The organism is Actinomadura verrucosospora (genome assembly GCF_039540335.1).
Classification (GTDB): Bacteria; Actinomycetota; Actinomycetes; order Streptosporangiales; family Streptosporangiaceae; genus Spirillospora; species Spirillospora verrucosospora.
Genome location: NZ_BAABEV010000018.1, coordinates 82,201 through 94,868, shown reverse-complemented (window position 1 = coordinate 94,868; position 12,668 = coordinate 82,201). Strand labels below are relative to the sequence as shown.

Here is a 12,668-nt window from a genome sequence, read left to right as displayed (position 1 = left end):
GTCCCAGGCTGCCGGGCGCGGATGAGCATCCGATGAGCGCGCTATACCGTGAGGGCGTGGAGGTCCTGTTCGGGGTGCTGGGGCCGGTGACGGCCTGGGACGGGCACGGGGACGCGATCGCCCTGAAGGGGCCTCGGCACCGCGCCGTCCTGGCCCGCCTGATCGTCGCGCGGGGGCGCGTGGTGCCGGTGTCCCGGATCGTGGACGATCTGTGGGTCGATCCGCCGTCGGACGCGGTCGGCGCCGTCCGCACCTTCGTGGCGGCCCTGCGGCGCGTCCTCGAACCGGATCGCCCGCCGAGGACGCCGCCCCGGCTGCTGGTCACCGAGGGTCCGGGCTACGCGCTGCGCGCCGGGCCCGAGGCCGTGGACGCCTGGCGTTTCGAGCGGGTCGTGGCCTCGGACCGTCCCCCCGCCGAACTGGCGGGCGCGCTGGACGAGGCGCTGGGCTGGTGGCGCGGCCCCGCCTACGCCGAGTTCGCCGAGGAGCCGTGGGCGCGGGCGGAGCACTCCCGTCTGGCCGAACTGCGGCTGCGCGCCGTCGAGCGGAAGGCCGAGGCGCGGCTGGCGCAGGGCCTGGCCGCCGAGGCGATACCGGATCTGGACGCGCATGTCGCCGACCATCCCTGGCGCGAGGACGCCTGGCGTCTACTGGCGCTCGCCCTCTACCGGACCGGCCGTCAAGGCGACGCACTGTCCGTCCTGCACAGGGCCCGCGGCCTTCTGGTCGAGGAACTGGGGTTGGACCCCGGTCCGGCCTTGCGCCGCCTGGAGGAGGACATCCTCCGCCAGGCCGACCACCTGGAACCCGCCCGGGACGCGGCGTCTCGCGTGTGGGCCCAGGCGGCCGAGGCATACGACCGGACGGTCGCGTCCGGTGCGCGTGCCCGGCTGGAGTCGACGGTCGGCCTGCTGCGGAGCCTCGCGGTGACCGGAGCCGGAGGCCTGGAGGCGGCCCGGGAGCAGCGCCTGGCGGTCGTCACGGCGGCCGAGGAGCTGGGCGACGCGGAACTGACCGCCCGGGTGATCGGCGCGTTCGACGTCCCGGCGATCTGGACCCGGTCGGACGATCCGCGCCAGGCGGCCGGAGTGGTGGCGGCGGCGGAGCGCGCCCTCGCCGGGCTGCCGGAGGACGGGCACGAGGCCGCGCGGGCCCGGCTGCTGGCCACGATCGCGCTGGAGTCGCGCGGCGCCCGCGACGACCGGGCGCGCGAGGCGGCGCGGGCGGCCGTGCGGGTTGCCCGCGAGTTGGACGATCCAGCGCTCCTCGCGTTCGCGCTGAACGGCGCGTTCATGCAGGCGTTCGACCGGGCGGGGCTGGCGCCGCGGCGGGACGAGATCGGCGCGGAGCTGGTGGACGTGTCGGCGCGCAACGACCTGTCGAGCTACGAGGTGCTCGGTCATCTCGTCCGGGTCCAGGCCCGCGCCGCGCTCGGCGACTTCGGCGGGGCCGACCGGCACGCGGACGCCGCCGACCGCCTCGCCGAGCGGCACGAGCGCCCGCTGGTCGGCGTGTTCACGACCTGGTACCGGGCTCTGCGGCTCGCCGCGTCCGGCGAGGCGTCGTTCGAGGAGGCCGAGAGCGCCTACCGGGCCGCGGCCGCTCACATGGAGGGCTGCGGAATGCCCGGTCTGGAGGAGGGGTTGCTGCCGCTCGTCCTCCTCTGCCTGCGCGTCCAGCACCGGCTGCCCGCCCAGACCGGGCCCGCCGACTGGGGGCCGTACCTGCCCTGGGCCCGGCCTCTGGTGCTGCTGGCGCGCGGACGTCCCGGCGAGGCCGCCGCGGCGCTGCGGGACGTCCCCGACCCGCCACGGGACCTGCTGTTCGAAGCCCTGTGGTGCCTCACCGGGCAGGCCGCCATCGCGGTGGGCGACCGGCCGGCGATGCGGCGCGCGCACGACGAACTCGTCCCGGCCGCGGGCGAACTGGCGGGCGCGCAGAGCGGGCTGCTCACCCTGGGCCCGGTCTCCAGGCACGTGGACGACCTCGCCGCCGCCCTCACCGAATGACCGGCTGTGCGCACGCCCTCGCCCGGCAGGGTTTACCTGGTGCAGACCTTCCTCTGTCCCGCGCCGGGTAGGGCGCCAGCGAGAGCGGGTGAGAGGAGACAGGCGTCGTGACGGACGTTGCGAGCATGGGGCCACAGCCGGGGGACGACCGTCCGGTGCTGACCAACCGGCAGGGCCACCCGGTGTACGACAACCAGAACCAGCGCACGGTGGGCTCTCGGGGCCCGGCCACCTTGGAGAACTATCAGTTTCTGGAGAAGATCAGCCATTTCGACCGGGAGCGCATCCCGGAGCGGGTCGTGCACGCGCGCGGCGTGACGGCGTACGGGTTCTTCGAGGCGTACGGGAAATGGGGCGACGAGCCGATCGCGAACTACACCCGCGCCAGGCTGTTCCACGGGGAGGGCAAGCGCACTCCCATCGCGCTGCGGTTCTCCACGGTCATCGGCGGGCGCGACTCGGCGGAGACGGCACGGGACCCGCGCGGGTTCGCCATCAAGTTCTACACCGAGGACGGCAACTGGGACCTCGTCGGCAACAACCTGGCGGTCTTCTTCATCCGGGACGCCATCAAGTTCCCCGACGTCATCCACGCCCTCAAACCCGATCCGGTGACGTTCCGGCAGGAGCCGGCGCGCATCTTCGACTTCATGTCGCAGACGCCTGAGTCGATGCACATGCTCGTCAACCTGTTCAGCCCGCGCGGGATCCCGGCCGACTACCGGCACATGCAGGGATTCGGCGTGAACACCTACAAGTGGGTGAACCAGACGGGCGAGACCAAGCTCGTGAAGTACCACTGGATGCCGAAGCAGGGCGTGCGCAGCATGACGGCGGAGGACGCCGCCGCCGTGCAGGCCGACGACCTCGGGCACGCGACGAAGGACCTCCACGAGGCCATCGACCGCGGGGAGTTCCCGGAGTGGGAGCTGGTCGTCCAGATGATGGACGACCATGAGCACCCGGAGCTGGACTTCGATCCCCTCGACGACACGAAGGTGTGGCCGGAGAACGACTTCCCGCCGAAGCCGGTCGGGCGGATCGTCCTCGACCGGAACGTCGAGGACAACTTCGCCGAGAACGAGCAAATCTCGTTCGGCACCGGCGTCCTGGTCGACGGGCTCGACTTCTCCGACGACAAGATGCTCGTCGGGCGGACGTTCTCCTACAGCGACACCCAGCGCCACCGGGTCGGCCCGAACTACCTCCAACTGCCCGTCAACCGGGCCAAGGGCACCCATGTCCGGACGAACCAGCGCGACGGGCAGATGGCGTACCACGTGGACGCCGGAGGGGCGAACCCCCACGTGAACTACGAGCCGTCCATCACCGGGGGCCTGCGCGAGGGCGAGTACCCGACGCACGACGAGCAGGGCCCGGAGATCACGGGGCGCCTCACCCGCAAGCGCATCGCCCGCGCGAACGACTACAAGCAGGCGGGCCAGCGCTACCTGCTCATGGAGGAGTGGGAGCGCGATGACCTGGTGCGCAACTTCGTCGAGCTGATCTCGGAGTGCGCGCGTCCCGTCCAGGAGCGCATGGTGTGGCACTTCCTGCTCGCCGAGGACGATCTCGGGCTGCGCGTCGGCCAGGGGCTCGGCATCTCCGCCGACGACGTCAAGAACCTCGGCCCGCTGCCCGGGCAGGACCTCACCGACGAGGACCAGCAGCGGCTGAAGAACCTCGGCCAGAACGGTCCGCGGGACGTCGACGGCCTGAGGATGACGCACTGCGTGCCGAACGAGAGGGCCGTCCGGCGGCGCTAGTTCTCGGAGACGAGGGTGCGGAGGCGGCGCGTCCCGGCGTGCCGCCCGGCCCGGCGGTGACCCTCGACGGCGGCCTGGACGATGCGGCCCTCCGCGCTGAACGCCTGCTCCATGACCGTGACGTACTCGGCCGTGGGCGGGTAGAGGCCGGCGGCGGCGCCGGCCGTCCGGCGGATCAGGACGCGGGCGCCGGTGCGCAGCGCGGACTCGAAGTGCCGGACGTCGTGCCCCGCGCGGGCCTGGCTGGCGCCGAGGGCGCGGAACGCGTCGAGCACGGCGGCCGTCTCGCGGGCGCCGGTGTAGGCGGCGAGGGCGTCCCGGACGAGGGCGAGGATCTCGCGCGCCCGCAGGTGCGTGTAGGCGGGGACGCGCTCGGCGATCTCTCCGGCGACCTCGGCGGTGATCTCGTCGAGGCGGTCGGCGAGGAACTGGTCCAGAGTGGGCTGCATGGCGCGTCCCCTCTCGTTGCTCGTCCCCGGGGGCGACCGGGAGCGTGGGCCGAGAGCACACCGATCCAGGCGGATGCGGTGAGATTATGTTACCGGCGCGTAGGTCAGATCCGCTGCCCCCTTTTCCGAAATGTCGTTAAGCGGGGTTGGCGGCCCGCCCCTCCGTGGCCAGGAGGACGACCGTTTCCCCGTGCCCGGCCGCGAGGAGCGGGCGGCGGTCCGGCGCCAGCGCGGCACGGGCCCCCGCGAGGGAGGCGGCGCCGCACGGCCCGGCCGCGACCCCGAGGCGGGCCAGGTCATGCGCGGCGCGGGCCGCGGACGCGTCGGTGACCGCTACGGCGGCGTCCAGGCCGGCGCGTAGGACGGGCCAAGCGAGAGTCGACGGAGTTGCGCAGTTCAACCCCGCCATGGTGGTCGGCCGTGTCCTGACGGTCAGCGGCCTGTCCTGGTGGAGGCTCGCCAAGACGCAGGGCGCCGCATCGGGTTCGACGGAGAGCAACGTGGGAGCGGACTGTCCAGAGCGGTAGTGAGTCACAGCCGCCTGGGCCAGCGACCCCACCCCCACTGGAATGGCCACAAGGCCCGCTGGGGCGGCCCCCACCTCGACGAGTTGTTCGTCTATCTCGCTGAAGAGGGTGGAGTAGCCCTCGACTATCCATTGCGGCACGCGTTCGTAGCCCGGCCATGCGGTGTCCTGGACGAGCAGCGCCGACGGGTCGGCGGCCGCGGCGTCGGCGGCGGCCCGCACCGCCTCGTCGTAGGACGCCGGTATCTCGGTCACGGCCGCGCCCTCCGCCTTGATCGCCGCCACCGCCTCGGGGTGGACGCCGTGCGGGACGCAGACCTCCGCTGCCAGCCCCAGCAGCCGGGCCATCGCCGCGACCGCGCGGCCGTGGTTGCCGTCCGTCGCCGTCACGAGCCGGACGTCCGGCCGCGCCGACCGCAGATCGGCGAGGGACGTCCCGCCGGGCGCGAGGCCCAGCCGGTCGCAGAGCGCCCGGTGGACGCCCCACGAGGCGCCGAGGATCTTGAAGGCGGGCAGGCCGAGGCGCGCCGACTCGTCCTTGACGAACACCCGCCGGGCGCCGAGTTCGGCCGCCAGAGACGGCAGCTCGACGAGCGGCGTCGCGGCGTGGCCGGGGAGCGTCCGGTGGAAGGCGGCGACGTCGCGCGGCGCGGGCGGGCACGTCCAGTCGCGCGCGGCCGGACGGGCGAACCAGGACGAACGGGCTAGCGAGGCGGGGGCCGTGACCATGGCGAACACCGTCCCGCGCCGGACTCCGATCGGTCCAGCGAATGTTTCCGAGCGATAATCGTCATCTCAGCCGATGTATGGAGCGGCCATGCTGGACCTGCACCGGCTCCGGCTCCTGCGCGAGCTGAAGCACCGGGGGACGCTCGCCGCCGTCGCCGAGGCCCTCTCCTACAGCCCGTCCTCGATCTCGCAGCAGCTGTCCGTCCTGGAGAGGGAGGCCGGGGTGCCGCTGCTGGAGCCGGTGGGCCGCCGCGTCCGGCTGACCGCGCAGGCCGAGATCCTCGTCGCGCACACCGAGGCCGTGCTGGAGCGCCTCGAACGCGCGGAGGCCGACCTCGCCGCGTCCCTGCACGGGATCACGGGGGTGCTGCGGGTCGCCGCGTTCCAGACGGCCGCGCTCGCGCTCGTCCCCGACGCGCTCAGCGCGCTGCGCGACGCCCACCCGCGGCTCCGGATCGAGATCACGCAGCGGGAGCCGGAGAGCGCCCTGCCCGCCCTGCTCGCGCGCGACTTCGACCTGGTGATCACCGAGGAGTACCCGGGCGACCCGAGCCCCCGCCCGGCGGGCGTCGACCACGAGGAGCTCGGGACGGACGAGATCCGCCTCGCGCTCCCCTCGCGGTCGCCGGGCGCGGGCCTGCGCGACCTGGGGGAGAGTGCCTGGGCGATGGAGCCGGAGGGCACGGCGTCCCGGCGGTGGGCGACGCGGCTGTGCCGGGAGGCGGGCTTCGAGCCGGACGTGCGCTTCGAGTCGACCGACCTGCTGCTGCATCTGCGGCTGGTCGAGCGCGGCCACGCCGCCGCGCTGCTCCCGGGCCTGGTCTGGCAGGACGGCCCGCCCGCCGTGCCCGTCGTCGAGCTGCCGGAGGAGCATCGTACCCGCCGCCTGTTCACGGCATCCCGCCGGGGAAACGGCTCCCACCCGGCCGTACGCGCCTTCCGCAAGGCCCTCGCGGACGCCTTTTCGTCCCGTTCCTAAGGCCTGCTCAGGGGTGACCCGGGGGGAGAACTCCACCCCGGATCGGGGTTTTCCCCTATGGCGATGAATCCGCGGGGAAGGCAGAGTCGTTATCAGCAGAAGGGTGACAAGGAAGTCTCCCGCAGGAAGAAGGCACTCCGATGTCGACCATGCCGAGCCTCACCTCGATGAACGCGTCCGACCTCGCCGAGATCCTGTTCACCTCCCCGCTGCAGGAGTCCGACCGCCCCTCCGCCGAGCAGGTCCGCACCACGATCAACGACCGCTTCGGGGCCTGCGGCGGGGACGTCTCCCGCTGGACCGCCGCCGTCGCCCAGGAGGCCGGCGACCATCCGGACGCCTTCCTGGCCCGGATGCGCTGGGCCCTCACCAGCGTGTACGCGGCCTACCCCGACCTGACCACCGCCGCCTGATCCGGGAGGGATCATGCGTTCACCGTTCGCCGACCGCCGCGAGGACATCCTCCCCCGCTCGCTCGCCGACCTGCTCGCCGCCGAGGCGTCCCGCGCCGAGGACGAGGCGCCCCGGCGCCGGCAGCGCCGCACGACGACGGCGCGGCGCGCCACGTAGCCGCCGCCGTCCGGCGCCTCCCGGATGATCGGCCCGGCCCGCCGCATGGGCCCGCGGGCCCGGCGAGACCCTCTCCACGTATTGGGGCCCGGCCTGAGCCGGACGGGGCCCTAGGGCCCTGAAGTGCGGGACCCGATTCTTCCTAGCGTGTTCTCACCTGGAAGAACGTGCGGAGGGACGGGACTCGATGAGGCGCCGAATTGTCGACATCGCCGCAAGCGGTGCAGTGTGCAGCGTCATGACGGCTGCTCTGATGTTCTTCTCGGGTCTCCAGGGACACGGGGAAACGGCGAGCCGCGCCTCGGACACCGAGGCCAGGGCCGGTTCCAAGGTGCAGGTGAAGAACGCACCGTCCTCCCAGCTCCAAGAAGCGAAGAAGAATTGCGTTCTGCGTGCCTGGCGCCCGTCCATCAGGGGGAAGGGCACGTCCGCCCAGGTCGTCGGCTACGGCAGCATCATCTGCGACAAGCCCGGATACATCGCCTTCGAAGTGTCGCTCTGCCAGCGCATTCCGGGCGGCCGCTGGGCCTGCAACACGAGTGAGAACTCCCTCACCGTCAGGAAGTGGGGGTCGTATGTCCAGGCCAAGGCGACGATTCCTTGCGACCAGACCTCGGGCAGGGAGACCTACCGGACCGCGGTCGTCGGCGATGTCGTCGAAGGCTGGGACGAGCATCGAGAGAAGAGCGGGGAGGCACGGCTCCACTGCCCCGGCTGAGCAACGACCATGCGGCCCCGGCTCGGTTCGTCCGGCCAGGGCCGTCCCGGCTTCCGGGCCGCCCGGGGGGTCAGTGGCGCGACTTGGTCTTCTTGACCGTCTTGTGCTTGGACGACTTCTTCTTGTGGCCTCCGCCGTCCGACTCCCACTCGTACCCGGGAGTGTTGTTCTTGCAGAAGCGGTCGCTCACCTTCGTGTCGGTCGCATCGTGCTCGCACCACCGGTCCTGACCGCAGGCGGTCAGCCCGAACGCGGCGACCAGACCGACGAGCGCGAGGGCCGCGGAACGGGTATTCAGCATCTTTCGCCTTTCTTTCCGGCAGGGGGCGTCGGCAACGACGGGGATCTGACGTGCGCGACCCCGCCGGCGTTCCGTCGCCGCACGATGCGGGACGTGGCCGGGACCGGCCGCGAACTATGCTGGCCGCCGTGAGCGAAGAGCCGACGGAGGAACAGGGCGGCCGTCCCGGCGCCGGGGCCCGCGAGTACCGCATCGGCGAACTCGCCACGGCCGCCGGGGTCCCGGTGCGGACCCTGCGGTACTACCAGGAGCGCAAGCTGCTGCCGCCGCCCCGCCGCGAGGGGCGCATCGGCCTGTACTCCGAGGACCACCTGGCCCGCCTCCGCATGATCGGGAACCTGCTGGACCGCGGGCACACCCTGGAGGGCATCCGCGAGCTGCTGGCCGCCTGGGAGCAGGGCCGCGACATCGGCACCGTGCTCGGCGTCGAGAAGGCGGTCACGACCCCGTGGTCGAACGAGGTCCCGGTGACGATGACGCTGGACGAGCTGGCCGCGCTGTTCCCCGGCGAGGTCGGCCCGGAGGCCGTCGAGCGGGCCGTCGCGCTCGGGCACATCGAGGTGGACGGCGACCGCGTCACCCACTGGAGCCGCCGCCAGCTCGACGCCACGGTGACGCTGGTGCGGGCGGGGGTGCCGCTGGACGCCGTGCTCGCGACCGGGCAGGAGCTCCAGCGCAGCATGGACGACCTCGCCGCGATGTTCGTCCGGCTGATCACGACGCACGTCGTCGGGCGGCTGGACGAGGCCGTCGACGACCGGCACCTCGGGGCCCTCACCGAGACCATCGCCCGGCTGCGCCCCGGCGCCCAGGTCACGGTCGAGGCCGGCTTCGCCCGGGCCATGGACCGGCAGGTCCGCGCCGCGATCGACGAGCTGCTCGGCCGCCTGGCCAGTCCCTGAGCCGTCCTTTACCGAAGCACGGCCCCCGGACGCCCCGTCCCGGCTTTCATGATCAATAGCGTGGCCGGATGGCCCGATCCATCGCCGCGCTCGCGCTCGCGGCCGCGCTGCTGCCGACCGCCGCGCCCGCCCGGGCCGCGGCCCCGGACGGCCCCTGCACGTCGCTCCGGCACCCGAAGGCCGCCGACCGGCTCGGCGCGCGGATCGGGCAGGCGCTGCGCGGCCGCGCCGGGACCGAGTCCGTCGCCGTGTACGACCGCCGGCGCGGCATCCGCTGCGCGGTCGCGGCCGGGCGCCGCTACGACTCGGCGAGCGTCGTCAAGGTCACGGTCCTGGGCGCGCTGCTGCGCCGGGCCGTCGACGAGGACCGCCCGCTGACGGCGGCCGAGAGGCTCCGCGCCCGCAGGATGATCACCCGCTCGGACAACCGCGCGACGTCCGAGCTGTGGCGCTCGCTGGGACGTGCCCGCATCGCGGACTTCATCGACCGGGCCGGGATGACGCGGACCGAACTGGAGCCGGACGGCCACTGGGGACTCACCCAGATCACCGCGCACGACGAGATCGAACTGCTGAGGCGCCTCACCGCGCCGAACGCGCTCCTGCCCGCCGGGGCCCGCGCCTACGCGCTGAGGCTGATGCACGAGGTCGTCCCGGCGCAGCGGTGGGGGACCCCCGCGGGGCGTCCTCCCGAGGTCGCCTGGCATGTGAAGAACGGCTGGCTACCCCGCCCGGAGCGGCGCTGGCGCGTCCACAGCATCGGGAGTTTCGACGGGCATGGCGAGGACTACATGATCGTCGTCCTCACCCAGGACACCCCGTCCATGGCCTACGGGATCGCCACCATCGAACGGGTGGCCCGCACCGTCCACCGCACGCTGGCCGGCACGAAGCAGCCGACGCCGCACGGCCGTAAGCGGCAAACCCTCTGACCAGCGCCGGGCCAGGCGAAGACGACCGCTATCCCGGATCGGCGTCCTGACGTTCGGCGGGACCCTGTTCCAGGGCGGCCTCATAGGCGCGCAGAGCGCTGATGACCGTGGCGCGCTCGGTGGGGGCGAGGTCGCGCATGACGCGTTCCCAGGCGGAGGCGCTGCCGGAGAGCCATTCGCCGATCGGCGCGGCGAAGGCGGGGGCGATGGCGACGATGCGGCGGCGGCGGTCGGCGGGGTCGGCGGTGCGCTCCAGGACGCCCGGCCGCGACAGCTCGCTCACCATGAGGCTGACGGTCGTCGGGGCGACCTCCAGCCGGGCGGCCAGCTCGTTGACGCTGGCCGGGCCGTCGTACTCCAGGTGGGCCAGCAGCGCGAGATGGCGCGGCGCCAGGTCGAGGCCCTGGAGCGCCGGTGGAATGGGCAGCCGCTTGGCGCGGCCGACGAGGCGCGGCATGAGCAGCAGCAGGGTGCGGACGGCCTCGTCGACGGCCGGACCGCCCGATCCGGTGGACATCGCCACCCTCCCCAGTTATCTTTGAGGTCAAAGCCTTTGAAGCCAAAGAGAACGGGGACCACTGTGCCGCACCTGACCGCCCATCTGCCAGAGGACAAGCTGGCGGGCCGCGAATCCGAACTCGTCACCGCGCTGACCGAGGCCATCGTCGGCGTCTACGGCGAATGGGCCCGCGGGCTGGTGGGCATCCGCCTGTCCGGCGTCCCCGCCGGCCGCTTCGCGCAGGGCGGGAAGGCCGTGGACACGAACGTCTCGCTGGTCATGGGCGTGCGCGCCGCCGCCTTCGACCGTCCCGACGCCGCCGAGATCAGCGCGAACCTGGCCGCCGCCCTCACCGACGCGATCACCGCCGTCCTCGGCGAAGAGCTCCGGCCCGGCACCACGGTGGAACTGGTGCCCTCCCCCCAGGAACTCACCTTCGTCGCCGGCGCCCCCGCCCCCTGACCCGTCACGAAGGACAGCGCGGAAGGGTCGGCGATACTGGGGGGATGGTCGACGACGAGCGCTGGAAGGCGCGTTTCCGGGCCGCGCGGATCAGCCTGCCCCGATGGGCGCGAGACGCCCCGAGCCGCAGCATCTACCGCTCCAACGTGAGCGGGACTTGGGAGATCTACACCTGGGACCGCGAGACGGGCGAGCAGCGCCAGGTGACCGACCGCCCCAACGGGACCTGGGCCGGGACCGTCGACCCGTCCGGCGAGTGGGTGTGGTGGTTCGCCGACACGGACGGCGACGAGTTCGGCGTGTGGAAGCGCGTCCCGTTCGGGGAGACCGAGAGCGTTCCGGCCGTTCCCGAGCTGGAGCCGTCGTACCCGTCGGGGCTGGCGCTGGGCCGCAGCGGCCTCGCCGTGATCGGGCGGACGACGGGAGAGGGCAACAGCGTCCACCTGTGCCGGGCGAGCGCCGCGCCGGAGGTGATCTACCACCACGCGGAGGACGCCCACGTCGCCGACGTCTCGCGGGACGAGTCCCTCATCGCGATCGGGCACAGCGAGCACGGCGACAGCCGCCACATGGCGCTGCGGGTCGTGCGGCAGGACGGCTCCCCGGTCGCCGACCTGTGGGACGGGCCGGGCAAGGGCGTCTACGGCGCCGGGTTCGCCCCGGTCGACGGCGACCCGCGGCTCCTGGTCCACCACGAGCGGCGCGGGCGGGAGGAGATGCTCATCTGGGACCCGGTCGCGGGCACCGAGCAGGAGATCGTCCTCGACCTGCCCGGCGAGATCGGCGCGACCTGGTACCCCGACGGGGCCGCGCTGCTGGTCTCCCACTCGCACGAGGCGCGCGACGAGCTGTACCGCTACGACCTGACCGGCGGGGACCTGACCAGGATCGACACGCCGCGCGGGGTGCTCGGCGGGGCCGACGTCCGGCCGGACGGGACGGTCGAGTTCTTCTGGTCGTCGGCCGCCGAGCCGCCGGTGATCCGCTCGACGTCCGGCGCGGTCGTGCTCGCCCCGCCCGGGCCCGCGGCGCCGCCGTCCGTCCCGGTCGAGGACGTGTGGGTGGACGGCCCAGGCGGCCGCATCCACGCGCTGGTCAGCAAGCCGGAGGGCGACCGCCCACACCCGACCGTCTTCGACGTCCACGGCGGGCCGACCGCGCAGGACGACGACTCCTTCGCCCCCGCCGTCGCCGCGTGGGTCGACCACGGTTTCGCGGTCGTCCGCGTCAACTACCGGGGCTCGACCGGCTACGGCTCCGAATGGCGCGACGCCATCGAGGGGCGCGTCGGCATCACCGAGCTGGAGGACATCAAGGCCGTCCGCGACTGGGCGGTCGAGTCGGGCCTCGCCGACCCGGCGCGGCTGGTGCTGACCGGCGGGTCGTGGGGAGGGTTCCTCACCCTGCTCGGGATCGGCACGCAGCCGGACGACTGGAGCGTCGCGGTCGCGGCCGTTCCGGTGGCCGACTACGTCGCCGCGTTCGAGGACGAGATGGAGGGCCTGCAGGCGTTCGACCGGTCCCTGTTCGGCGGTTCGCCGGAGGAGGTGCCGGAGCGGTACCGCGAGTCGTCCCCCATCACCTACGTCGAGCGGGTCAAGGCGCCGGTGCTGGTCCTGGCGGGGGAGAACGACCCGCGCTGCCCCATCCGGCAGATCGACAACTACCTGGCGCGGCTCACGGAGCTGGGGCGCCCGCACGAGGTGTACCGGTACGACGCGGGCCACGGCTCCCTCGTCGTCGAGGAGCGCATCACCCAGATGGCCGCCGAGATCGACTTCGCCCGGAAACATCTCGGCATGTCGTGATCTTTCCCCGGGCCGGGC

Annotated in this window: 14 protein-coding genes; 10 read left to right on the top strand and 4 right to left on the bottom strand. The window is 73.3% G+C overall.

The window, feature by feature from the left end; all coding sequences use genetic code 11:
- Positions 1-32 precede the first annotated feature (32 nt).
- Both ABD944_RS20845 and ABD944_RS20840 read left to right on the top strand, forming a co-directional pair.
- Positions 33-2,009: an AfsR/SARP family transcriptional regulator gene (locus tag ABD944_RS20845; protein ID WP_345178899.1), complete on the top strand. Its 1,977-nt coding sequence runs from the start codon at positions 33-35 to the stop codon at positions 2,007-2,009.
- A gap of 107 nt (positions 2,010-2,116) precedes the next feature.
- On the top strand, positions 2,117-3,775 hold the full coding sequence (locus ABD944_RS20840; protein WP_345178898.1) for a catalase: 1,659 nt from the start codon (positions 2,117-2,119) through the stop codon (positions 3,773-3,775).
- On the opposite strand, the gene ABD944_RS20835 is transcribed toward ABD944_RS20840, so the two are convergent.
- Complete coding sequence (locus ABD944_RS20835) at positions 3,772-4,224, bottom strand: RsbRD N-terminal domain-containing protein (protein WP_345178896.1); 453 nt, start codon at positions 4,222-4,224, stop codon at positions 3,772-3,774. The two genes, ABD944_RS20840 and ABD944_RS20835, sit on opposite strands and share 4 nt — an antisense overlap.
- A 136-nt stretch (positions 4,225-4,360) precedes the next feature.
- Positions 4,361-5,479 carry a diaminopropionate ammonia-lyase gene (locus ABD944_RS20830; protein ID WP_345178893.1) on the bottom strand — a complete coding sequence of 373 codons (1,119 nt, stop codon included), beginning with the start codon at positions 5,477-5,479 and terminating at the stop codon, positions 4,361-4,363.
- An 88-nt stretch (positions 5,480-5,567) separates the two neighbouring features.
- Between ABD944_RS20830 and ABD944_RS20825 the strand changes: the two genes are divergently transcribed.
- The 4 genes from ABD944_RS20825 to ABD944_RS20810 all read left to right on the top strand — a co-directional run bounded on the left by ABD944_RS20825 (position 5,568) and on the right by ABD944_RS20810 (position 7,746).
- Positions 5,568-6,458 (top strand): LysR family transcriptional regulator, encoded by an 891-nt coding sequence (locus tag ABD944_RS20825; protein WP_345178891.1) that lies wholly within the window; start codon positions 5,568-5,570, stop codon positions 6,456-6,458.
- 140 nt (positions 6,459-6,598) lie between these two features.
- Positions 6,599-6,871: a hypothetical protein gene (locus ABD944_RS20820; RefSeq protein WP_345178889.1), complete on the top strand. Its 273-nt coding sequence runs from the start codon at positions 6,599-6,601 to the stop codon at positions 6,869-6,871.
- 13 nt (positions 6,872-6,884) lie between these two features.
- Positions 6,885-7,028: a hypothetical protein gene (locus ABD944_RS20815; protein ID WP_345178886.1), complete on the top strand. Its 144-nt coding sequence runs from the start codon at positions 6,885-6,887 to the stop codon at positions 7,026-7,028.
- Between the two features lie 238 nt (positions 7,029-7,266).
- On the top strand, positions 7,267-7,746 hold the full coding sequence (locus ABD944_RS20810; RefSeq protein WP_345178884.1) for a hypothetical protein: 480 nt from the start codon (positions 7,267-7,269) through the stop codon (positions 7,744-7,746).
- Between the two features lie 70 nt (positions 7,747-7,816).
- On the opposite strand, the gene ABD944_RS20805 is transcribed toward ABD944_RS20810, so the two are convergent.
- Positions 7,817-8,047 (bottom strand): hypothetical protein, encoded by a 231-nt coding sequence (locus ABD944_RS20805; RefSeq protein ID WP_345178882.1) that lies wholly within the window; start codon positions 8,045-8,047, stop codon positions 7,817-7,819.
- A gap of 128 nt (positions 8,048-8,175) precedes the next feature.
- On the opposite strand from ABD944_RS20805, the gene ABD944_RS20800 reads away from it, so the two are divergent.
- Both ABD944_RS20800 and ABD944_RS20795 read left to right on the top strand, forming a co-directional pair.
- Entirely contained in the window at positions 8,176-8,949 is a 774-nt protein-coding gene (locus tag ABD944_RS20800; RefSeq protein WP_345178878.1) for a MerR family transcriptional regulator, read from the top strand.
- A 68-nt stretch (positions 8,950-9,017) separates the two neighbouring features.
- Positions 9,018-9,881 carry a serine hydrolase gene (locus tag ABD944_RS20795; RefSeq protein ID WP_345178876.1) on the top strand — a complete coding sequence of 288 codons (864 nt, stop codon included), beginning with the start codon at positions 9,018-9,020 and terminating at the stop codon, positions 9,879-9,881.
- Between the two features lie 28 nt (positions 9,882-9,909).
- Here ABD944_RS20795 and ABD944_RS20790 read toward each other — a convergent pair whose 3' ends face one another.
- Entirely contained in the window at positions 9,910-10,398 is a 489-nt protein-coding gene (locus tag ABD944_RS20790; RefSeq protein WP_345178873.1) for a MarR family winged helix-turn-helix transcriptional regulator, read from the bottom strand.
- A 63-nt stretch (positions 10,399-10,461) separates the two neighbouring features.
- On the opposite strand from ABD944_RS20790, the gene ABD944_RS20785 reads away from it, so the two are divergent.
- Entirely contained in the window at positions 10,462-10,842 is a 381-nt protein-coding gene (locus ABD944_RS20785) for a hypothetical protein (RefSeq protein ID WP_345178870.1), read from the top strand.
- A gap of 44 nt (positions 10,843-10,886) precedes the next feature.
- On the top strand, positions 10,887-12,650 hold the full coding sequence (locus ABD944_RS20780) for a S9 family peptidase (RefSeq protein ID WP_345178869.1): 1,764 nt from the start codon (positions 10,887-10,889) through the stop codon (positions 12,648-12,650).
- The last annotated feature ends 18 nt before the right edge of the window (positions 12,651-12,668 follow it).

Bases quoted from the DNA above. Each gene is read 5' to 3' on its own strand.
- ABD944_RS20845 (WP_345178899.1), top strand. From the start codon at position 33: ATGAGCGCGCTATACCGTGAGGGCGTGGAGGTCCTGTTCGGGGTGCTG.
- ABD944_RS20835 (WP_345178896.1), bottom strand. From the start codon at position 4,224: ATGCAGCCCACTCTGGACCAGTTCCTCGCCGACCGCCTCGACGAGATC.
- ABD944_RS20830 (WP_345178893.1), bottom strand. From the start codon at position 5,479: ATGGTCACGGCCCCCGCCTCGCTAGCCCGTTCGTCCTGGTTCGCCCGT.
- ABD944_RS20825 (WP_345178891.1), top strand. From the start codon at position 5,568: ATGCTGGACCTGCACCGGCTCCGGCTCCTGCGCGAGCTGAAGCACCGG.
- ABD944_RS20820 (WP_345178889.1), top strand. From the start codon at position 6,599: ATGTCGACCATGCCGAGCCTCACCTCGATGAACGCGTCCGACCTCGCC.
- ABD944_RS20815 (WP_345178886.1), top strand. From the start codon at position 6,885: ATGCGTTCACCGTTCGCCGACCGCCGCGAGGACATCCTCCCCCGCTCG.
- ABD944_RS20810 (WP_345178884.1), top strand. From the start codon at position 7,267: ATGACGGCTGCTCTGATGTTCTTCTCGGGTCTCCAGGGACACGGGGAA.
- ABD944_RS20805 (WP_345178882.1), bottom strand. From the start codon at position 8,047: ATGCTGAATACCCGTTCCGCGGCCCTCGCGCTCGTCGGTCTGGTCGCC.
- ABD944_RS20795 (WP_345178876.1), top strand. From the start codon at position 9,018: ATGGCCCGATCCATCGCCGCGCTCGCGCTCGCGGCCGCGCTGCTGCCG.
- ABD944_RS20790 (WP_345178873.1), bottom strand. From the start codon at position 10,398: ATGTCCACCGGATCGGGCGGTCCGGCCGTCGACGAGGCCGTCCGCACC.
- ABD944_RS20780 (WP_345178869.1), top strand. From the start codon at position 10,887: ATGGTCGACGACGAGCGCTGGAAGGCGCGTTTCCGGGCCGCGCGGATC.